The sequence below is a fragment of the Rossellomorea marisflavi genome, from assembly GCF_022170785.1.
GTDB classification, from domain to species: domain Bacteria; phylum Bacillota; class Bacilli; order Bacillales; family Bacillaceae_B; genus Rossellomorea; species Rossellomorea marisflavi_B.
Map to the genome: position 1 here is coordinate 3,870,927 of NZ_CP081870.1, position 21,164 is coordinate 3,892,090.

Consider the following 21,164-nt stretch of genomic DNA (forward strand, 5'->3'; position numbering starts at 1 on the left):
TAATTAAATGGATCCAGGACTGAGTTCGTTGATGATCCTCCTGGCTTTCGTGACCAGTGGAGATGGCAGGTCATCAAGTGAGAAGTATCTTAACTCCCTGGATTCTCCTGTGACCTTAGGCGTGCCCATGATCCTTCGAGCCAGGTACACCACCGTCACACCGAAGATTTGATCACCGTTCGGGTAGGTGTGGCATTCCTCCGGTCCAGAGAGAATCCGGATGAACTGAAGCTCCCCTGCGAGGAGTCCCGTTTCTTCGTGGAGCTCACGGGCAGCCGTCTCTTCAAGGCTTTCACCATACTCCATCACCCCGCCGGGAAGCCCCCATATATCGGCATCTGATCGGTACTGAAGGAGCAGTTCTTTTCTCTCATTTATACACAGGACGGTGGCTCCTGCTACCATCAAGGGCTAGGTCCCTATCAACTTTCTCATTTCCTTTATATAATCGCTCATTTCCACACCCTTTTAATCACAGGGGCCTCCACCGAGAAATCTAATCGATAGATATCCGGGTTTGATAGTGTCTTCCACTGTGTGAAACCAAATGTGTCATCGAATCGTTTCAGTAATAGAGCCATGAGGTTCCCATGGGTAGCAATGACGGTGACGGGGTGTTGGCGCTGCAGCACGTCATCGATCACCTCCATCCCCCTCTCCATCGCCTGCCGACTAGACTCTCCGCCTGGATAGGAAAGCTCCAGATCCGTGAAGGTCCGCTCCAGCATGGACAGCCATTCAGGCTGATCCTGCCCTGCCAGTACCCTTTCCGAAAGGCGTGTCTCTTCTTCAAGAGGGATCCCATGGTCCTCTGCCAGTCCCCTGACCGTATCGACCGCTCTCAGATATGGACTCGTCAAGATGGCGTCCACGCTGATCTCTTTGAAAAAGACTGTGACACGATCTGCCTGATCTTTCCCTTCTGTGGTCAACCGGGCATCAGGCGCCTGCCCTTCTGCCTTGCAGTGCCTGACAAGATAAATGGTTTTGTTCATACTCTATTCCCCCTATGTCGCTTTATGTCTATTTCATTATTCTTCCCATGATGAAAGATACCCTTTTTTGTAAAATGTTAGATTGAATTTCTTGAATATGGGTATATAGTAACCTGTACCTCACTTCCTCTCAACAACCTCCTTTTTTGGTATCTTAGACCTATTTATCTTAAATGTTTCCATTTGATACCATAACATAGGTATATACATCACATTTTTGAAGGGGCTGAATCCTTTGTCCTACCTATCATTCATGGTCACACAGATCGGGGAAAAGCGTAAGCAGCTTGAACGTCTGAGGACCTCCAAAACCAACATGAATCAACTCCAAGGTGAATTCAATCAGTATACTCAAAAAGTAAAGCAGCCCGAGCTTAGCGCAACAACCTGGCAGGGAACCCGTGCCAATGAGTTTGAAGAAGTCCGGGAGCAGTTCAATGAAGCCTATCGGGATATCTCCCAAAGTCAGATGGACTCTGCCATCACATCCATCGAATCGAAGATTTCCTCTCTTGAAGCCGAGATCGCGGCCCTCGAGGTGAGTATGGAAAAAGAGGTCAAGCGCCTCGAAGAAGAGAATAAGAAGGATCCGATAATGTAACGAACCTTTTTAGAAGAGATTTAATCCATGACCCCAGAACAACATTTCAAGCGGAATACATACCGCATGATTCTGCTCGCATTCGGAATTCTCGGCCTGATAGCAGGAATCACACCACTGATCATTGCCCTGAGGATGATCAGCAAGCATCCTCTTACGGATTATCTTGCCTTCTTGATTGCCGGGGGTGTGAATCTACTTGTTGTTAGCATCATCTTTTGGGTGCGCACACGCTTCTTTCCAAAGGTGGCAGCGGCCGAGGTTCAGCCTTCAACGCCCGATCCACCTGAAGAACTGACGCCGCTGAAGAAGTTTTTGAGAATCGCGGTCCTTATTTATGCGATTTTCATCGTGATCGCGTCGACGATTTCTTCCGGTACATTATTCATCGTCTCTCTCATCCATGGCGAGCTCACTTGGAAGAATGTCGCCGGACTCGCATTCGTGCTTGTCTTATCATACGGATTTGCCGGAATCATCCTGTGGATCCGTTCCAGATTTTTAAGAAAGCCCGTGTAAAAAGGACTGCCCCATCAGGAGCAGTCCTCTTTCTCATTCTTCGTCATCGCTTGCCTGGAAGAAGATCGCTACAACCTTCCATCCATCGTCCTGCTTGTTGAATACCGTCACCTGACGCCCGGAGCGCGTCACTTCTTTCCCGCTGTCAGGATCCTTGGTTGTTGCGCTGATTTCAGCGTATACATCTGACTTCACTTCATTGTAGTTGATGACCTTGACGTTTTCTGCCGTACGTTTTGAATCGACTGAATCAAAGATCTGCTTCACATACTTTTCTTCATCTTCATATTTGAAGTTGATCGGTTGCTTCGAGATGAGATTCATATACGCATCATAGTCCTTCTCATTGAAGGTCTTGATATATTGATCAAACGTCTGGGTCAACTCTTCTTTATCTTCTGCAGGGATTCCTTCTGCTTCCTCCAGCTTCTGGGCCCGTTCGACAATTTTGTCATTTTCGGAGGTCGGGAGCTCTTGCTGAACTTGTTCCTCGCTCTTTTTGTTTTCATCCGCCTTGGATTCTTCGGATGTTTTCTTGTCTTCCTTCTTCTCTTCGTCTGCACTGCATGCCCCGAGAAGCAGCGTACTGATGCCTATACCCAACATGATTTTTTTCCAATGCTGTTTCGACAATGCTCTTCACCCTTATTCATTAGATTTGCACTATCTCCATTCTATTGAAAATATTCGCAACACTCAAGTCGATTCTCAATTCTTTGTGACAGATATGGTAAAATGAGAACAGGTGATCATAATGACAAAACGGAATAAATACCATCAGATCTATACCGATTTATCGGACCATATACAGAACGGTACCTACGCACCCGACACGATCCTCCCTTCGGAGAATGAACTGTCCGACATGTACGATACCTCCCGTGAAACGATCCGCAAGGCGCTCACGATGCTTGCACAGAATGGATACATCCAGAAGCTTCGCGGAAAGGGATCCCTTGTCCTGGACGTTTCCCGAATGAACTTCCCCGTCTCGGGACTCGTGAGCTTCAAAGAACTGCAGCAGTCCATGGGCCGAGAAACAATCAAGACCCATGTTCACCGTTTCGGTCTCATCCTTGCTGATGACCAGCTTGCCTCCCTCCTCCAGACCAATGCAGGAGATGAAGTCTGGGAGGTGGCCCGCTCCCGTGAAATCGGCGGCGAACGGATCATTCTAGACAAGTCGTATTTCCTGAAGTCCCGCGTCCCTCTCCTCACCCAGGAAATCTGTGAGAACTCGATTTATGAGCATCTCGAAGGTACCCTAAATCTCCCCATCGATTTTGCCAAAAAGGAAATCGTCGTGGAGCCCTGTACAGAAGAAGACGAGAAGCTCTTGGATCTGAAAGGGTATGACCATGTGGTCGTTGTGCGGAACATGGTCCACTTGAAGGACGCCGCCCGTTTTGAGTACACAGAATCACGTCACAGGCTGGATATGTTCCGGTTTGTCGATTTTGCGAGACGGAAGCATTGATAGCGGAAGAGCCATGGTGGATGCCGTGGCTTTTTCTATAAAAAAAGAAGACAGCCAGGACGGCTGCCTTCTCGAAAATCTGTATTATCGTACTTCCACCCAACCATTTTTGATGGCGGTGACGACTGCTTGCGTTCGGTCGTTCACATTCATCTTCTGAAGGATGTTACTGACGTGGTTCTTGACGGTTTTCTCACTGATGTAGAGAGCTTCACCGATCCCACGGTTGCTCTTCCCATCTGCAAGCATCTGCAGGACTTCACACTCACGGCGCGTGAGGAGGTGAAGCGGGCGGCGAACTTCGGATTGCTGGAATCCGCCTGAGTTGGATGCATTGGCAAGGCGGCGGTATTCAGCCACCAGGTTGTGCGTCACTTTCGGATGGATGTATGATCCACCATCAGCTACGATTTTGACTGCGTCCACAAGGGCATCGGAATCCATTTCCTTAAGCAGGTAGCCTAGGGCACCTGTTTTCAAAGCATGGTTTACGTAGTTTTCATCATCGTGGATGGAGAGGATGATGACTTTTGTCTCCGGATATTTATCCATGAGCTCACGCGTTGCCTCGACGCCGTTGATTTCAGGCATATTGATGTCCATGAGGACGACATCCGGCTCGTGCTCTGCCACAAGGCCTGAGGCATCTGCTCCGTCATCCCCTTCTGCTACTACGTTGAATGAAGGTTCGAATTCCAAAATCCGTTTTACCCCTTCACGAAATAGCTGATGATCATCGATGATAACGATATTAGTTGTTGCCATGTCATTCGCCTCCCTAAACCTTAGAAAAATTTACATATTCAGAGGTACGCGGATCAGTATGACTGTCCCGCCTCCTACTTTTGAGTCGATCGTGATGTCTCCTTCCAGAAGGTCGACACGCTCTTTCATCCCCATGATGCCAAAGGATCCCGTTTTTTGTGTATGTAGATCGAATCCCTTGCCGTTGTCTTTGATGACGACGGTTATATTGTCTTTCTTTACTTCCACTTTTACTTGAATGTGAGTGGCCTCGGCATGCTTGAGCGAGTTCTGGACGCTTTCCTGCACCATTCTGAAGAGGGCGACTTCGAACTTCGGCGGGAGCCGGATATCGAGACCCATATTGATGAACTGGATGCTCGTCTTATCGTTGTATTCTTCAATGGTACTCAAGTATTTCTTGAGCGTCGGCACGAGTCCCAGATCATCAAGTGCCATGGGACGCAGGTCGTAAATGATTCGACGGACCTCATAGAGTGCCGAGCGGACCATGCGTTTCAGATCGCGGATTTCTTTGATCGCATCATCGGTCGTCTTCTCACGGAAGACCCGTTCGATGAGATCGGAACGGATGAGGACGTTTGCCATCATCTGGGCCGGTCCATCATGGATTTCCCTGGAGACACGCTTACGCTCATCTTCCTGGGCTTCAATGATCTGGAGGCCGAAATCCTGACGCTGCTTCGCGTCTTCAAGGGCTTCATTCACTTCACGTAAATCACTGTTCAAATAATTGAGAACCACGGAAATCTGCGAGCAGAGATTCTCTGCCTTATCGATTGTCTCCCCCAATGACCTCATGCGTCGTTCGAGTTCATCGCGGCGGTCGCGCAGCTGCTTTTCCTGCTGTCGGTTCATAAGAAGTTTCATTTGGAAATCGTGGGCTTTTTCATAGGCGTCCCTGACCTGGTCTTCGGAGTAGGTCTGAAAATGCTTGCTCACTTCAGAAAGCCTGAGGCGTGCGAGCCTTGACCTCTTGTGGAGCTCATCCCCCTCGTCAATGACCTTCAGGACCTTATTCTTAACATCTAATAGTTCTTGCATTAAGTCTTGGTAATCATTCCGGCATTGCTCACCGATCTGAAAGATTTCACCCTTGCTCTCATCGACCGTGTCGATCATCTTCTCAAGGATTCCATCCAGGATCTTGGTGTCGATTTTTTTCAGTGACACGGTACACCCCTCTTTTGTTCCACGATAATCATGGACTTCGATTAGAGTTGGAAACGCTATACTTCTATACTAAGTACACATCCAACAATGTTCAACACGTTTCGGTCGAAAAGATAGTGACCTAAGTCCCAATCAGCATCGAAACATCGCATTCTCTAACCATTTCCATAGGGATAGTTGAAACTCCTTTATTCATCTAGGCATATTCCTACATCCTTTACATACCCAAGGAAGGCATTGGCAAAAACCTGTACCTTTCCAGGAGGTAGAAAGTATGACTATCAGCGTCCATTATACCATGTCGCCTATAGGAGGAGATTAAAGTTTCATTACATTGTATTACCATTATTTCATGTAATACCAACTATTCCCTCGAATAAAGTCGTTCCCTTGTGCATTATGATTCATTTTTTTATATAGTAGGAATAGAGTATTCACGCCGTTAGGAGGTAAGCGAATTGCTTCATAAATATTATACTGTAAAAGGACCCGGCGAGAACGAGATCGTCATCGAACGCTCCCGCTTCATCGCCCATGTAGCCCGCGCGGAAACAGAAGAAGAGGCACAAGCCTTCATCGCTGATATTAAGAAGCAGCATTGGAGCGCAAATCATAACTGCTCAGCTTACATGATCGGGGAAAACAACCTCATCCAGAAGGCCAATGATGACGGAGAACCTAGCGGAACGGCAGGCGTTCCCATGCTTGAAGTGTTGAAGAAGCGCGACTTGAAGGATACCGTCGTGGTTGTCACCCGCTACTTCGGCGGCATCAAACTCGGTGCAGGCGGCCTCATCCGCGCGTACGGTAAGAGCACGTCTGAAGGCTTGAATGCGACCGGTGTCGTCGAACGGAAGCTCATGCGCATCATGAAAACAAAAATCGACTACACATGGCTCGGCAAGGTGGAGAATGAAATCCGTTCCTCCCACTACCAGCTCAAGGAGATCCACTATCTCGATGCTGTTGAAGTAGAGGTGTATGTCGAAGAAGCTGCCAAAGAGGGCTTCACTTCCTGGATGACCGAACTCACCAATGGACAAGGTGAAATCAGTGAAGGCGAAGTGGAATATTTGGAGACGCTTATATAAACACTAAGGAGGCAGATTCCACGGGATCTGTCTTTTTTCATCATAAGGTGTAGGATGAATGAAAAACGGGTATAGAACGATGTTAGGAATATCAAAATCGGCTCTAACGAGTACCTACTATCTTGAGGATTGCAGCGGCGGGGTCTGTCCCGCTTTTTTTGTAAGTGTACTGTAATAAAAATTTCATTTTACGGTGGTTATGTAACATAGTACAATTGAGCTTAGGTAAAAAACGCGAATATTCTTAGATATTGTAGGTATTACTCGAAAAAAGGAGCTTCTTAAATATGTCGCATAACGGAATATATCGAGATGATCAGATCATGAAAAAGAAGAAACGCCGCAGAAGAATCTTCTTCTTCCTCATCATCCCCCTTCTCATCGTCACCTTTTCAGCCGCCGCATTCGGTGCAGTCGTTCTTAAAAAAGCAGAAAACGCATTCAATAAATCGTACGATAACATCGACGGCCGCGAAAAATCCAACCTCCGCGAAACCGCAGTAAACCCCGACGTTGATAATGTATCCATTTTGTTCATCGGTGTTGATGGCAGTGACGTACGTGGAAACACGAAAGATCGCTCAGATGCCTTGATGCTTGCCACCTTGAACGAAAAAGATAAATCGGTGAAGCTGGTCAGCATCCCACGTGACTCATATGTCTATTTGGAAGACGCAGGCTATAAAACGAAAATCAACCACGCTCACGCCTACGGAGGACCGAAAGCCTCCATCGAAGCAGTGGAACAGCTGATGAACATCCCGGTTGACTACTACGTGAAAATGAACTTCAACGCCTTCATCGATGTGGTCGATGCCCTTGAAGGAATTGATGTCGACGTACCATATGAATTAAAAGAGCAGAACTCCAAAGATAAAGCAGAAGCCATCCACCTGATGCCGGGCCAGCAGACCCTGGACGGGGAACAAGCCCTTGCACTGGCAAGGACCCGACACTACGATAATGACATCGAACGCGGTAAACGACAGCAGATGATCCTCCAGGGAATCGTGAAGAAAGCTGCTTCGGGCAACGCCATCACGAAGTATGACGACATCCTTGAAGCGATCGGAAACAACATGGCCACCAACATGACGTTCGACGAAATGAAAGCTTTCTCAAGCTACGGATTGACCAAGAAGCTATCCATCGAGAACATCACCCTTGAAGGGGAAGACACTTACATCGACGGCGTCTACTATTGGCTACTCGATGATACAAGCGTCGCCAACACCAGCCTGGAGCTGAGAAACCATCTGGGACTGTCCCAATCGCAGACAGCGGATAACATTAACACCGAAGAAAACGGTGAAGAAACCGACCCTTATGGCACTGAAGATGATGCTACGACTACTGAAGAAGAAAGCGACCCTTACAGCGAGTCTACCGATGAATCCGGAACGTACGATGATACTTCGGACGACACCGGAACCTATGATGAAACCGGAGAAGATACGGGCCCTGCACTGGAAGAGATTCCTCATGCAGAGACCGAATCGGATCCTTATGCAGAACAGTGATGGAAGAGCACCCGCCCGGTTGGCGGGTGCTTTTTTGTTGTGGTGCGGCGGTGTGGCGCGGTGGTGCCAGGCACCTTTTGCCATTTTTGTGCCTGGCACCATTCCCCCTTTCTGTGCCTGGCACCATATCCCCTTTTTGTACCTGGCACCATATCGCCATTTGGTGCCAGGTACAAAAAATCCTCCCCTCACCACACCAAACACAAAAAAGCAGCCAACCCGATGGGGTTGGCTGCTTTTTGCATCTATCATCTTATTTCCTACTCGTCCGTGCCTTGACGAACTTGATGAGCGGTTGGTAGTTGGAGTTGACCAAACCGATGCTCTCGATGAACCATTCGATGGCGAAGAGCAGGATCGTGAGGAGGATCAGGCCTCCCCAGACGGTGGACATGGAGAAGATGATGGCGGCCAGGCTGAACATGGCGGCCATGGCGTAGATGATGATGACCGTTTGTTTGTGACTGAAGCCCGCCCTCAGCAAGCAGTGATGCAGGTGGGATTTGTCCGGTGCGGACAATGGGCTTTTGTTCTTGTACCTTCTGAGTATGGCGAAGAAGGTATCTGAGATCGGTACTCCAAGGATGATGAACGGGATGACGAGTGAGACCATTGTGACGTTCTTGAATCCGAGGAGGGCCAGTACGGATATGATATATCCGAGGAAGAGGGATCCCGTGTCCCCCATGAAGATCTTGGCCGGATGAAAATTGTAGTACAGGAAGCCAAGGGAGCTTACGAGTACGATCATGGCGAGCGTCATGACGAAGATATCGCCTTTAAGCATGGCCATGAAGCCGATGGTGGCAAGTCCGATGGTGCAGACACCTGCTGCCAGTCCGTCGAGCCCATCAATGAAGTTGATGGCGTTTGTGATCCCGACGATCCAAAGGATGGTGATCGGGATGCTGAGCAATCCGAACTTCAACTCTGTGTCGAAGAACGGCACGTTGATGAAGTTGATTTTCACACCGCCTAGGACGACGATGAGTGCCGCAGCAATTTGTCCGACGAACTTCCATTTTGCCGATAGCTGGAAGATGTCATCTGCCATCCCCGTAAGGAGGATCACGCCGCTTCCGATGATGATCGGCAGGGCATATTGATCTTCTGGACGGAGGATGAGATATCCCGTGATGAATCCGATATAAATGGCCAGTCCGCCAAGGCGGGGCATGATTTTGCTGTGCACCTTGCGATCCTCCGGTTTGTCGGTCGCGCCCACTGCGAATGCAAACCGCTTTACAAGGGGTGTGATCGCGATGGTGAGGGCAAAGCATATGAGTAATGTCAGAATTAACATTGGCATTGTCATTGTACACCTCTTAATCGTTAATCTACCCGGTTGGTCGATTGATGAATACAGGTAATTCTTAGATGCGGCTATCCGAGCAGCCTCAAATATACATTATAAACGTTCTTGGCGAAATGCTCTACTGAAAAATTGTCCCTGCTGTGCATTCTTAACTTTTGTCCTATTTCACGGAGTCGCTCATTCCGCTTCAGCTCAATGGCAGCGAGGAGCTTTTCCGTCAAGCTCTTCTCATCATCGATGGGGACGATCCATCCGTAGTCATCTGAGGGGATCAGTAGGTCGACCCCACCGACGTCCGTGGTGATCACGGGGACGTTGGATCGTGCTGCTTCCAACAGGACAAGGGGAAAGCTTTCGCTGTAGGATGTAAGGAGCACAAGGTCCGATAGAGGGTACAATCGCTCTACATCATTACGGTGACCGAGGAACCCTACGCAGGATGAAAGTCCATTAGCCTTGACGAAGGATTCCAGTCCTTCCCGCTCCGATCCGTCACCGGCGATGAGGAGTTTGATTCCGGTCTGGTGGTGGTGTTGAATCAGGTTCCGAAGGGCAGTGAAGGCCAGCTTATGGTTCTTCACCGCTTCGAGCCTGGCCACCATCAGCATGACGAAGTCTCCTTCTTTTACCCCTAATTCTTCTCTTTCAAACGGTTTCGACAGCGGTTTGTCGAAATCGATCCCGTTCAATATGACAGTGATCTTCTCTGCAGGGATACCGAGGTCCATCAGGATGGTCTTGAACCGCTCCGAGATGGCAAGGAAGTGGTCTGCCTGTTTGAGGGCATTCAGGTTCGTCCTGGAGAAGACTTTCCCGGTGATCCCTTGGCCCATGAAGTCATCTCGGGGATCACTATGTACGGTCACCACCCACTTCACGCCCGTCCTTTTCCGGATGAAGGGCGCATAGCAGTTCGCTCTTGCTCCGTGAGTGTGAATCATGTCGATTCCATGCTTTCCTATAAAGGTACCAATTTTTCTGACAACCGTAAAGTCGAATCTTGACTTTTGGTCAAAATTTACCAGTTGGATGTTCTGCTCAACCCCGCGCTTATACATTTCTCCCTTTTCAAAAACGCCGAGAAAAAATTCTTCCCGGTTCAGCTCATTTAATAAGGACAGGATATGAAACATGCCTCCGCCGCTCTCATTGCCGGCATTCAGGTGCAGGATTTTCACGATGGGACCTCCCAGCGTTATTCTTTGGTTTTCATGACGGTGATGATGAATTGTGGCAGCACGAGCATCCTTCTCCAGCGTGAAGGCTGCTTCAGAAGCCGGTAGAACCACTCCAAGTGCACTTTTTGGAAAAAGACCGGGGCTCTCTTTACATGGCCAGCCAGGACATCAATGCTTCCGCCCACTCCCATGAAGACCCCTTTTTCGACCTTGGGCAGATTGGACGCAATCCATTTCTCTTGGCGCGGGAATCCAAGGGCGACCAGGATGACATCCGGTTTCGTTCTCTGAATGTCTTCAATGATCGTTTCATCGTCATCTTGGAAGTAGCCATGATGATGACCTGCCAGATGAAGATTCGGATATGTGGTGTGTAGGTTCTGAACGGCTTCTTCAAGGATCTCCGGCTTTGCTCCTACTATATAGAAGGAAATGGGGTTTTCATTCCCAAGGGTAAGCAAGTCCTCCATCAGTTCAAAACCAGGCACGCGCTCCAGCAGGGGCGTCTTCTTCATCTTGGAGGCGATGATCACACCAATGCCGTCGGGGACGATGATGTCGGCTGTCTGCAGGATGGCGTGGTATTCCCGGTCTTCCCTCGCCTGCATGACGATTTCCGGATTGGCCGTGACCACAAGGGCTTTCTTTTCTTCTTTTATATACTGATGATAGAGGTCTTGTACGACCTCGGATTTACGTTGATTCACAAAAGGTACGTCGAGTATGGTGATGGTTTGGTTTGTCATTATCGTGTCTACCTCTCTTGTCGATTCTCCCCTTTATTCTATCCCAGCCGCCCCGCTACTGAAACAGTTATTGTGTTATAACTCCATGACTTTGGAGGAATTTCCGATTCGACTCTATAATAAGATAAATTGTCGGCGGATGGTTCCATGTCATCAATTTTTTACCATCCCTTTAGGAATCTTTACAAAATGTTAAATAAAACAATAAATACGTTTATTAAGCTTATACTAGGAAATAACCTCTCAGAAGGGTGGTCATGTTTTGTTGTCGAAGCTTCAGCATCTGGTATTGCTGGTGGTCATTGCGCTAGTGGTACCCTCCATATTCACACATCCGGTGGTTGCCTATCTCTCCACCCTCATTAGCTTATTCTTCATCGCATGGAATAAGAAGAACGGATTGTTGCTCTTATTCATATACTTCCCAATCCGGCCGTTCTTACTAGAATTGAATCCGGGGTTCAAGCTCATGGGCGACTGTCTGCTGATCGTCTTATTCCTTGCCGCCCTTTATGGCTTCCTCCGGGACCGGGGTTCGTGGAAGACGTATGCATTCACGGGATTCATCCTGCTGTTCTGTCTCGTCGGGACGATCGCAGCCATTCAGACGGGTGTCGGCCTGTCTGCCATCATCTTTCAGAATCGCGCCTATCTCATCACCTTCCTGATCCTCTTCATTGTCGGTCAGTGGAAGATGAATCAAGAGGATATCCGGTATTTCATTCACCTCTCCATTGTGATGGGGTCCATCCTTTCTCTGCACGGAATCATGGAGTACCTCTTTTCCAGGACACTTCTTGTTCCGGAGGCATGGAGGAACTGGAATCTGTCTTCTGTCAATGAGATGAGGGTGTACGGCCTGACGGCGAATCCGAACGTACTTGGTACATATTTATCCATTTGTCTCTTTATCACCCTTTATGTCCTGTCCGTTGCGAAGCGATGGCGAATCATTTACGTCCTTGCCTCCATCCTGATGCTCGGCACCCTCTGCCTCACCTACTCCAGGGGTTCGATCCTGGCCTTCGGGGTTGCCTTCATCGTGTATGTTCTCTGGAAAAGGGCTTGGAAAATGGGAGCGGGACTGATTCTATCCATTGTATTGGGGCTCTTCCTCATCTATTACCCTGCCGGTATTGCACGGGAAGAGATCGACGCACATACGATAAGCGATGGGCATTTGCCCGATGTTCCACAAGAAGAAGTTGAGCCTGACAGCGTACCGCCACCGAATGAGCGGTCATCTGCATTCTCCAACCGGTTCAAGGAGATCTTCTCTGATGACATCATTGAGAAAAGCAGTCAGTGGGGCCGGCTATATGTGGTATTCAAGGGGCTTGATATCTATCTCATGAATCCGGTGATCGGGACAGGGTTCGGGACGTTCGGGGATTCGGCGACACTGAGCTACGGGACGCCGATTGCCGAGACGTATCAGCTTCCCGACAGGATGTACTCGGATAACCAATACATCCAGCTTCTTGTTCAGACCGGTACGCTGGGGACAGTAAGCGTCCTCGCATTTGTGGTGGCGATCTTCATCATCACGTGGAAGAGGAGAAAAGACCCCGTTGCTCCGGTGCTTTTCTGCCTGACCCTGGCGACATTGCTCATGGCCCTGTTCTATAATGTACTGGAGGAGAAGATTCTTACGCTGTACTTCTACTCCCTACTGGGCTATTTCCTTACGAAAGAAAGGACGCCCCATTCTCTTGAAAAATGAGGAATTCATATGAAATCGCTCACCAAAGCCGTCGGGCTTGTCACGATCATCTCCGGTCTCGGAAAACTGCTCGGATTCGCACGGGAGAGCATCATTGCGGCGTACTTCGGCACATCTGACGTAGCAGACGTGTTCTTCGTCTCAAGTCTTGTCCCGACCCTGCTCTTCACAGCGATCGGGACGGCGATCCAGGCAGGGACGATTCCCCTCTTCATGGAGGCACGCGGACGGAGTAAGAGGGAATCACGGGAGCTCATGAGCCTACTCGGCACGTTTTTCCTCGTCATTTCCCTTGCCTTCATCGCGGTGACGCTCCTCTTCACGGAGCCACTCATGAAGCTGATGGCACCGGGCTTCACCCCGGGTCAGCTTGATCTCGCCGTGGAACTGACACGGATCATGATCCCGAGCATGATTTTCCTGACGTTGACCGCCATCTCGACTGGGGTACTGAACGCGAACAAACAGTTCGTCCTCCCAGCCTTCACGTCGACGGTTCAGAATGTGGTCATCATCCTGGCAACCGTCCTCCTTACAAATACGTACGGCGTGTACGGTTTGGCCGCCGGTGTCCTTATAGGCGCTGCAGGACAGTTCTTCATCCAATATCCTTCGTTCAGGAAAGAAGGGATCGGATTCAATTTCGCCTTCACGGAGAATAAAGAGCAAATCAAGCGAATCATGATCCTGTTTTATCCGATCATCATCGCGGCGATTTCCATCCAGTTGAACAGCCTGGTGGACCGCATGGTTTCGTCGGGACTCGAAACAGGGAGCGTATCGGCCCTGAATTATGGGAACCGCCTATTGTGGCTCCCCCTCAGCGTGATCCTGACGCCGCTGATCACCGTCCTGTATCCTTCACTCGTAGAAGGGGCACTCGAGGGCTACAAGCGTTTTTTCACCATCATACATAAAGGGACGTCGATCATTCTGTTTGCCGGACTCCCCTTCACGGTGCTCCTTGCTGTGAGCGGAGATGATCTGATCCGTCTCGCCTTCGAGCGGGGAAGCTTTGATGCGGGCGCCACCTCCATCACCTTCCAGGCCCTCTTCTTCTATGGGATCGGCCTTGTCTTTTTCGCCCTCAGGGATTTCCTGATGAACGGATTCTATGCCCTGAAGAAGACGAAGATCGCCATGTACTCCTGTCTCGGTGCCGTCGCGGCCAATGTAGTCCTGAGCATCATCCTGGCACGGTTCATGGGCGTCGGGGGGATCGCCCTCGCTTCGAGCATCTCCATGCTCATCCAGTGCGTCGTGCTCTTCAGCTATCTATTGAAAGGGTACGGCGAAAAGAAGACCTACTCAAAGCAACTCGGGAAAGAATCAGGCAAGCTTCTCCTCGCAACGGCAGGAGCTTTAGCAGGAGCGCTTGTGGCTAAGTCCTGGCTCGCAGATGACCTGAATATCATCATCCACACGGTCATCATGACCGCCGTCATCTTTATCGTCTATTGTATGCTGGCCTTCCTCTTCAAGGTACAGGCCGTATCACTGCTCACCCAAAAGCTGAAAAGGAGCCGATAACCATGAAGATCCTTTTATCTACCATATTCGAATATCCTCACGAGGGAGGCCTCTCCACCCATGTGGCGACCCTTAAGAATGGCCTCGAGGCACTTGGCCACCAGGTGGACGTCCTTTCCTTCACCGATTTGAATCCCCTCGTGCGAAAGGCATACGCCCAGGCACCGGGATTCATCGCAAGTAAGATCAAACCGGGGTCCGGCCAGCTCATGAACGATCAGAATCGGATGACGCTGATCCATAAAGAATTGAACAAGCTCAAAGGACAGTACGACGTCGTGAACACCCAGGATGTTTATGCCACATTGGCTGCAGAAGGAACCGGCATCCCCGTCGTTGAGACGGTCCATGGCTACTATTCCTTCGAGGCCATCAGCCGCGGGGCAATCGCAGAGGGAAGCAAGGAAGACATCACTGTCCGCGAGCGCGAAAAAAGGGCCTACACCCTTGCCGACGAAGTGGTCACCGTCGATCAGCGGATCAAGGATTATGTGAAATCCATGTCTGGTGTTGAAGCGACAGCCATCAAAAATTTCATCGACGTAGAAGACTTCGATCCCGGGAAACTAGATCTATCAGGTATACGGGAGGAATTCGGCATCCCGACAGATAAGAGGATGCTCTTCGTCCCAAGAAGAATGACCGAGAAAAACGGGGTCATCTATCCGACCCTCGCCCTCAGGAAGGTCCTCGACCGCCATCCCGATACCGTCCTCGTCTATGCCGGGACCGGTGAACAGATGCCTGCCATCAAGAAGGAAGTCGAACAGCAGGGCCTTGAGGGTGATGTCCTCCTCCTTGGCACGGTGCCTCATGAAAAGATGAAATACCTGTACGGGACTTCGGACATCGTCCTTGTGCCGAGCGTCCATTCCTACGGTGTCGAAGAGGCGACCTCGATTTCCGCCCTGGAAGCGATGGGTTCAAGATCCCCTGTCATCGCAGGCGCCGTCGGCGGTTTGAAGGAAATCATCGAGCACGAAAAGGACGGTCTCCTCGTGACGGAGAAGGATGTGGACGGCCTTTCCGAAGCGATCCTGAAGGTATTGGGCTCACCCACATTCGCCGAACAGCTCGCCCGGAACGCCCGGACGAAGATCGAGCAGATGTACTCTCACCACTCCGCCGCCACACGGTTCGAAGAGATTTATATGAAAGCCGCCAACAAGGCTTGAGCCCACCGCTCGAGCCTTTTCTTATGGCGTATAATCCCACAGGGGGAATCATACACTAATTCCTATACTCTACTGGGATGTGACTGTATGCATACGCTTCGAAACCCACTCACGTACATAAATGAACTCCTGTATATCCTGCTCTTCTTCAAAGTGATCCTGTTTCACTCGTTCACCGATACCCCCTTATCAAGCGGAGTCTTTTCCACGTCCATCGGCTTCCTTCTTGCCTGCTACGGCCTGTCCTTTCTGTTCAGCGGAAAATGGCGACTTGCATTCAGTGGACTGATCTCCCTTCTTGTATCTTTTGTCTTCCTCTCGAATGCCGTATATCTCGATTATTACAGCTCCCCCATCACCCTATCGATCTTCGGACAGATGGCCAACCTGGGCGGTCTCGGGGATAGCATCACGTATTTATTCAAATTCCGGTACCTACTCTTTGTAGTCGACCTGGTCGTTCTGCCTTTCTTTCTATGGAGCACGTTTCCATACACGAAAAAAAGATCCATGGTGAAGGGCGTCATCCCCTTCCTCACCCTCGGTCTCCTCTTCCTGGTCATGAAGCCCGCAAAGCTCATATTTGTTGACGGCATGGAGAACCCGGTGCAAGCCTACGATTCTCTGGATCACGTTGTCCAATACGGTCTCATCGGCCATCACATGCTGGATTCGTATTCCTACGTAAGGGACCGGAACTACAAACTGAGCGATGATGACAGGAAGCGGATCGGGACGGTCTTCGCCGCTGAACGGGACCCGGCCGATCACCCTTATAAGACCTATGGAAAAGGCAAGAATCTCATCATGATCCAGGTGGAGTCCCTCCAAAGCTTCGTCCTGAACGAAGAAATCGGGGGCAAGGAAATCACCCCGACCATGAACCGGATGATGAAGCACAGCCTGTCCTTCCCGCACTTTTACGCCCAGACGATCGCAGGGAACAGCTCTGACGCCGAATTCTTGACGCAAACCGCTCTATACCCTTTAAAGTCCGGATCGGTCTTCTTCCGCTATCCGTCCAATACGTACCGCAGCATCGGAAACTCACTTAAAAAGGACGGGTATTCCACCCTGGGCGTCCATGCAGACGAGAAGACGTTCTGGAACCGTCATCTGATGTATCCGTCCCTCGGCTTTGAGGACTACAAGACCATCGAACAGTTTCCCCAAAAGGAACTGGTTGGGATGGGAGTCGGCGATAAAGAAATGTTTACGGAAACGGCGGGCATATTGAAGGAGCAGCCCTCCCCCTTCTACTCCCTGATCGTCACCCTGACCAATCACATGCCGTATGACCTTCCTGTGGAGAAGCAGTCCCTCTCCCTCCCGAAAGAAGTGAACGGTACCCTGCTCGGGGATTATCTCCAGACCGTGCGCTACACCGACGAAGCCATCGGGTTGTTTTTAAAGGAACTGGAATCCGATGGACTGCTCGAAGACTCCATCATCGTACTGTACGGCGATCACAACGGAATCTTTGAGCGCGACAAGTCCCTGATTGAGAAATGGAAGGGCAAATCGATCTCTACCGAGGAATGGTACCGGGAATACGCCACTGTGCCGTTCATGATCTACAACCCAGGCATAAAAGGAAAGGAAATCGATGCATATGGCGGCCAGGTGGATGTGTACCCGACGATTGCCTCCATCATGGGGACCTCCTATACATCGGGGCTTGGTGAAAACCTTCTTGGTTCACCGTCCGGGACCGTCGTGATCCCGAGCGGTGGGTATGTGACGAAGTCGTTAGTGATCGGGAAGGATGGGATAGTGGAAGGATTGGGAGAAGAGGAGAAGGAAATGCTGAGCACTTCGGAGTTGATTATTAAAGGGAATTATTTGCATGATAGTGAATGAGAACGCACAGAATAAAACGTTAACATCCCTTGATATATTTACTTAACACAACAAGCTAACAGTAGGTTGGTATATAATTCAACAGCAAATTCCCACACTGATTTTTGTAGTGCGGTATGATTTTCTTCCTTTATAAAAAAGGATCCTTACAGTGCACAATCTAAATCATTTATTCCAAGCTCAGGACCCCTGGGCTTTTTTGAATTCTTCTGACTCACCACTGTAAGCGTCATCGGTGCAATACTTTACAAGAAGCTTCAAACACTATATTCCCTTCGACTCATTTTCACAAAATTCGACATTTTCACTTCTTTTTTAAATGAAACTTTAGACTTATTTCTTTCGGTCCTTAGATTGAAATATACATGTTAAATAAACTCACTTATATTTCACTTTCACAAAAAACAAGGGCAAAAAGAATTATTAACGGAAGTACTTTTTACCATTAACCCCATACTAATCTATGTCGACATATGGTAGAATGATTTTGTCATATAAGTAATTATTTTGTAGATTACTTAACTATTAACTCTAATGGAGGGATTATCAAAAGCATATGGTTTCTTACAAAAGAATATTTTCTTCTCTGCTTGCACTGTCATTGGTCTTCTCAGGATTTTCAACTTTAGCTCAGGCAGCGCCAAGTGATGCCGAACAAAAAGCCCTTGTCACAAACGTCGAAGATCGTGCTGTGATTCACGTATTCGAAGAACCTTCTGAAGACAGCGACATCCTATCCGACCTAGATGCGGAAACAGAAGTCACTATTGTCGCGGAAGAAGGACTTGATCCTATCTTCTCAAAAGTTTCTTTCAAGAACAAAGAAACCGGTGAAGATGAGACAGGGTACATATTGACGGAAAATCTCACATTCACAGAACCTGATGTACCATCAGAATTACCTGCGGATGATGTAGAATCAGGCCTTCCTGCAGAAGAATCGCCGGATGTTTCTGAAGGTCCTTCAGCAGACGAAAATTCGGAAGAATCTGACGAATTTCAAGAAGAGAAGGAATCAGGCGTAACCGAGGATGGAGAATCTTCCAAAGATGGGACTATTGTTCCAGAATCCAACGATAGCGACCAGGATGTCGAAGACGCTGAAGAGGATGCGAATTCTGATGAAGATAAATCGACATCGGATGACATCGCTCCTGCAAAGCGAACCATGATGGCGTCGGTTCAGCCTAAGCTGACATTCGAGGACGGTGGAACAACCTATCAAGGAATTGCCTTGAAGAGTCCTACTGCTATTTATGAGACTCAATCCTCAAGTTCCAAAAAGATTAAAACCTATGCACAAGGCAGCCAACTTTATTACAAAGAGTTAAACAAAGACTGGTATATTGCACTTGTGTACATTAAAGGCAATGCCACAACTGGATTCATATCAAAAAAGGATGTCACCAACCTTCCTGCCAGCCAGTCTGACCTTAGAGGGGTAGCTATCAGTCCTACCAAGATTTACTCAAAGGCATCTACCGGCTCAAGTGTCCTGAAAAGTTACAGTCAAGGAAGTATCCTTTACTACAAAACCTTGATTCCTGGGTGGTATGAGTGTTTTGTTTATATTAACGGCGTTAAAACCTCCGGATATATCAACGCAAAAGACGTGTCTTCCATTTCGGCCAATCAAAAAGACTTAAAAGGAATTGCCAATCTTTCTTCTACACCTATTTACACCAAAGCTTCCTCTGATTCAAAAGCATTGAAGAGTTACCCTAAGGGCAGCATCCTTTACTACAAAACCTTTATTAACGGTTGGTACGAGTGCTTTGTATATGTCAACGGCGTCAAAACGACGGGATATATCAACGCTTCCCATATCACAGATTATCCAACCAACCAAAAGGATCTAAAAGGAATCGCCAATCTTGACTCAACACCAATTTATAGTAAGTTATCAACCGATTCAAAAGTGCTAAAAAGCTACTCGAAAGGCAGCATCCTTTACTACAAAAGCTTTATCGATGGTTGGTATGAGTGCTTTGTATATATCAATGGCGTCCAAACGTCCGGATATATTAACGCTTCTCATGTTGTAGATTTCCCGACCGATCAAAAGAGCTATCAAGGGGTTACACTTAAATCTCCAACGAAAGTGTATAAAAAGAATACCTCCTCTTCCTCTGTAGTAACATCTATTGCCCAAGGAGAAGAACTTACGTATAAGTCCTTCACAAGTGGGTGGTTCGAAGTTCAAGTTACTGTTAATGGAGCAAAAGCAACAGGTTACATCGCTTCAAGTGATGTCGAGAAGACCCTTCCATCAGGAGATCAACTCAAAGGACCTGCATTAAAGAGCTCTACTCCTGTTTACAGCAGGGCTTCCACTTCATCTTCGGTCTTAAAGAGCTATCCACAAGGAAAAGTTCTACTGTATGAAGCATTTTCTTCATCATGGTATAAAGCTGTAGTATTTATTGATGGAAATCCCAAAACAGGTTACATCAATAAAAAGGATGTAAAGACTCTGGGCACAGATGTCATCCAAGATTCTACCGATTATGGCATCACCTTAGATGAAATGTTCCAAAAACAAATGAAGACGAATCCTCAAACGGATCTCTATCGTAACGAAACGAAATATATCTGGTCTTCGTATATTGATAAAAATGGAAGGATTACGGAAGATAGAGTGAATGTTCGTTCACATCCTTCAACGTCATCCGATAACTACATTTTAGGAACCGTCAATAAAGGGACCCAAGTAATTGTCAAAGAGAGACAGGGCGACTGGGCACGCGTGCAAGTAACATGGATTAATGCGAAAGCAAGCGATGTACTCCCATATATCGATCCTACTAAAGTAACCTTCGGTTCTAAACAATACTATCAGTTCCTTAAGCTCTCTACTCCAGCCTACATCAGCGTTGCTGAAACGAATCAGAAAGTCCTTAAAGGTAAGGGAATTCTGGATGGGAAAGGCCAAGTTTTTGTAGATGCGGCTAATATGTATGGCATCAATGAAATTTATCTCATGTCTCACGCACTACTTGAAACAGGTAACGGTGGATCTGAATTGGCTAAGGGTGTAACCTACAAAGGACAAACCGTCTACAATATGTTCGGTTATGGAGCCTACGATGCCTGTCCGGTGGACTGTGGAGCGAAATATGCATTTGACCAAGAGTGGTTCACTCCTGAAGCAGCTATTTATGGCGGGGCGAAGTTAATCAGTCAGGGGTACATTTACCGTGAGAACGGTATGCAACAAGATACCCTATACAAAATGAGATGGGAACCTTCTGTTTCTCATCAGTATGCTTCTGATATCGGCTGGGCCGTCAAGCAAGTAGATAGCATCTACAGTATCTACTCGTTATTGGAAAACTACACATTGCATTTCGACCTTCCATATTATAGTGTCAAATAATACCTGCCTGACATAAAGACATCCCGAAAGTTAGAGTAACGTCTAGCTTTCGGTTTTTTTATTTCATTTTAGAGATCTCGATCATAAAAAAACTGGCATAAGGATGGTTTAACACCATCC

Annotated in this window: 18 protein-coding genes; 10 read left to right on the forward strand and 8 right to left on the reverse strand. The window is 48.3% G+C overall.

The window, feature by feature from the left end:
* Window positions 1-3 precede the first annotated feature (3 nt).
* On the reverse strand, window positions 4-405 hold the full coding sequence (locus tag K6T23_RS20040) for an NUDIX hydrolase (protein WP_238284487.1): 402 nt from the start codon (window positions 403-405) through the stop codon (window positions 4-6).
* Between the two features lie 47 nt (window positions 406-452).
* A complete protein-coding gene (locus K6T23_RS20045; protein ID WP_238283086.1) occupies window positions 453-995 on the reverse strand; it encodes a histidine phosphatase family protein in 543 nt (180 codons plus the stop codon).
* Window positions 996-1,248: 253 nt separating this feature from the next.
* On the opposite strand from K6T23_RS20045, the gene K6T23_RS20050 reads away from it, so the two are divergent.
* Together K6T23_RS20050 and K6T23_RS20055 are read left to right on the forward strand one after the other, a co-directional pair.
* Window positions 1,249-1,596, forward strand: coding sequence for a YwqH-like family protein (locus K6T23_RS20050; RefSeq protein WP_238283087.1), 348 nt, complete (start codon window positions 1,249-1,251; stop codon window positions 1,594-1,596).
* 27 nt (window positions 1,597-1,623) lie between these two features.
* Window positions 1,624-2,115 carry a hypothetical protein gene (locus K6T23_RS20055; RefSeq protein WP_238283089.1) on the forward strand — a complete coding sequence of 164 codons (492 nt, stop codon included), beginning with the start codon at window positions 1,624-1,626 and terminating at the stop codon, window positions 2,113-2,115.
* A 33-nt stretch (window positions 2,116-2,148) separates the two neighbouring features.
* On the opposite strand, the gene K6T23_RS20060 is transcribed toward K6T23_RS20055, so the two are convergent.
* On the reverse strand, window positions 2,149-2,721 hold the full coding sequence (locus tag K6T23_RS20060) for a YybH family protein (protein WP_238283091.1): 573 nt from the start codon (window positions 2,719-2,721) through the stop codon (window positions 2,149-2,151).
* A 148-nt stretch (window positions 2,722-2,869) separates the two neighbouring features.
* On the opposite strand from K6T23_RS20060, the gene treR reads away from it, so the two are divergent.
* Window positions 2,870-3,592: a trehalose operon repressor gene (treR, locus tag K6T23_RS20065; protein ID WP_056538996.1), complete on the forward strand. Its 723-nt coding sequence runs from the start codon at window positions 2,870-2,872 to the stop codon at window positions 3,590-3,592.
* Window positions 3,593-3,676: 84 nt separating this feature from the next.
* On the opposite strand, the gene K6T23_RS20070 is transcribed toward treR, so the two are convergent.
* Window positions 3,677-4,357 carry a response regulator gene (locus K6T23_RS20070; RefSeq protein ID WP_056538999.1) on the reverse strand — a complete coding sequence of 227 codons (681 nt, stop codon included), beginning with the start codon at window positions 4,355-4,357 and terminating at the stop codon, window positions 3,677-3,679.
* 30 nt (window positions 4,358-4,387) lie between these two features.
* A complete protein-coding gene (locus K6T23_RS20075; protein ID WP_056539002.1) occupies window positions 4,388-5,530 on the reverse strand; it encodes a sensor histidine kinase in 1,143 nt (380 codons plus the stop codon).
* Window positions 5,531-5,988: 458 nt separating this feature from the next.
* Here K6T23_RS20075 and K6T23_RS20080 point away from each other — a divergent pair, with 458 nt between their 5' ends.
* Together K6T23_RS20080 and K6T23_RS20085 are read left to right on the forward strand one after the other, a co-directional pair.
* Window positions 5,989-6,621 (forward strand): YigZ family protein, encoded by a 633-nt coding sequence (locus K6T23_RS20080; RefSeq protein ID WP_238283092.1) that lies wholly within the window; start codon window positions 5,989-5,991, stop codon window positions 6,619-6,621.
* A 287-nt stretch (window positions 6,622-6,908) separates the two neighbouring features.
* Window positions 6,909-8,141 carry an LCP family protein gene (locus K6T23_RS20085; protein ID WP_238283093.1) on the forward strand — a complete coding sequence of 411 codons (1,233 nt, stop codon included), beginning with the start codon at window positions 6,909-6,911 and terminating at the stop codon, window positions 8,139-8,141.
* A gap of 253 nt (window positions 8,142-8,394) precedes the next feature.
* Here K6T23_RS20085 and K6T23_RS20090 read toward each other — a convergent pair whose 3' ends face one another.
* The 3 genes from K6T23_RS20090 to K6T23_RS20100 form a co-directional block, all read right to left on the reverse strand.
* Complete coding sequence (locus K6T23_RS20090) at window positions 8,395-9,444, reverse strand: glycosyltransferase family 4 protein (protein ID WP_079514547.1); 1,050 nt, start codon at window positions 9,442-9,444, stop codon at window positions 8,395-8,397.
* Window positions 9,445-9,524: 80 nt separating this feature from the next.
* The gene (locus K6T23_RS20095) at window positions 9,525-10,634 is read right to left on the reverse strand and encodes a glycosyltransferase family 4 protein (RefSeq protein ID WP_238283094.1); all 1,110 of its coding nucleotides are present in this window, start codon (window positions 10,632-10,634) and stop codon (window positions 9,525-9,527) included.
* A 17-nt stretch (window positions 10,635-10,651) separates the two neighbouring features.
* Window positions 10,652-11,380 (reverse strand): WecB/TagA/CpsF family glycosyltransferase, encoded by a 729-nt coding sequence (locus K6T23_RS20100; RefSeq protein ID WP_238283095.1) that lies wholly within the window; start codon window positions 11,378-11,380, stop codon window positions 10,652-10,654.
* A gap of 262 nt (window positions 11,381-11,642) precedes the next feature.
* Here K6T23_RS20100 and K6T23_RS20105 point away from each other — a divergent pair, with 262 nt between their 5' ends.
* The 5 genes from K6T23_RS20105 (at window position 11,643) to K6T23_RS20125 (ending at window position 21,044) form a co-directional block, all read left to right on the forward strand.
* Window positions 11,643-13,103, forward strand: coding sequence for an O-antigen ligase family protein (locus tag K6T23_RS20105; RefSeq protein WP_238283096.1), 1,461 nt, complete (start codon window positions 11,643-11,645; stop codon window positions 13,101-13,103).
* Between the two features lie 9 nt (window positions 13,104-13,112).
* Window positions 13,113-14,633 carry a murein biosynthesis integral membrane protein MurJ gene (gene murJ, locus K6T23_RS20110; protein ID WP_238283097.1) on the forward strand — a complete coding sequence of 507 codons (1,521 nt, stop codon included), beginning with the start codon at window positions 13,113-13,115 and terminating at the stop codon, window positions 14,631-14,633.
* Between the two features lie 2 nt (window positions 14,634-14,635).
* A complete protein-coding gene (locus K6T23_RS20115; protein WP_238283098.1) occupies window positions 14,636-15,808 on the forward strand; it encodes a glycosyltransferase family 4 protein in 1,173 nt (390 codons plus the stop codon).
* Between the two features lie 87 nt (window positions 15,809-15,895).
* Window positions 15,896-17,668: an LTA synthase family protein gene (locus tag K6T23_RS20120; protein ID WP_238283099.1), complete on the forward strand. Its 1,773-nt coding sequence runs from the start codon at window positions 15,896-15,898 to the stop codon at window positions 17,666-17,668.
* A gap of 556 nt (window positions 17,669-18,224) precedes the next feature.
* Entirely contained in the window at window positions 18,225-21,044 is a 2,820-nt protein-coding gene (locus tag K6T23_RS20125; protein ID WP_238283100.1) for an N-acetylglucosaminidase, read from the forward strand.
* The last annotated feature ends 120 nt before the right edge of the window (window positions 21,045-21,164 follow it).

Coding starts and splice junctions, on each gene's coding strand:
- K6T23_RS20055 (WP_238283089.1), top strand. CDS start 1,624: ATGACCCCAGAACAACATTTCAAGCGGAATACATACCGCATGATTCTG.
- K6T23_RS20060 (WP_238283091.1), bottom strand. CDS start 2,721: ATGTTGGGTATAGGCATCAGTACGCTGCTTCTCGGGGCATGCAGTGCA.
- K6T23_RS20115 (WP_238283098.1), top strand. CDS start 14,636: ATGAAGATCCTTTTATCTACCATATTCGAATATCCTCACGAGGGAGGC.
- K6T23_RS20040 (WP_238284487.1), bottom strand. CDS start 405: ATGGTAGCAGGAGCCACCGTCCTGTGTATAAATGAGAGAAAAGAACTG.
- K6T23_RS20070 (WP_056538999.1), bottom strand. CDS start 4,357: ATGGCAACAACTAATATCGTTATCATCGATGATCATCAGCTATTTCGT.
- K6T23_RS20090 (WP_079514547.1), bottom strand. CDS start 9,444: ATGTTAATTCTGACATTACTCATATGCTTTGCCCTCACCATCGCGATC.
- treR (WP_056538996.1), top strand. CDS start 2,870: ATGACAAAACGGAATAAATACCATCAGATCTATACCGATTTATCGGAC.
- K6T23_RS20050 (WP_238283087.1), top strand. CDS start 1,249: ATGGTCACACAGATCGGGGAAAAGCGTAAGCAGCTTGAACGTCTGAGG.
- K6T23_RS20045 (WP_238283086.1), bottom strand. CDS start 995: ATGAACAAAACCATTTATCTTGTCAGGCACTGCAAGGCAGAAGGGCAG.
- K6T23_RS20125 (WP_238283100.1), top strand. CDS start 18,225: ATGGTTTCTTACAAAAGAATATTTTCTTCTCTGCTTGCACTGTCATTG.
- K6T23_RS20120 (WP_238283099.1), top strand. CDS start 15,896: ATGCATACGCTTCGAAACCCACTCACGTACATAAATGAACTCCTGTAT.
- K6T23_RS20085 (WP_238283093.1), top strand. CDS start 6,909: ATGTCGCATAACGGAATATATCGAGATGATCAGATCATGAAAAAGAAG.
- murJ (WP_238283097.1), top strand. CDS start 13,113: ATGAAATCGCTCACCAAAGCCGTCGGGCTTGTCACGATCATCTCCGGT.
- K6T23_RS20100 (WP_238283095.1), bottom strand. CDS start 11,380: ATGACAAACCAAACCATCACCATACTCGACGTACCTTTTGTGAATCAA.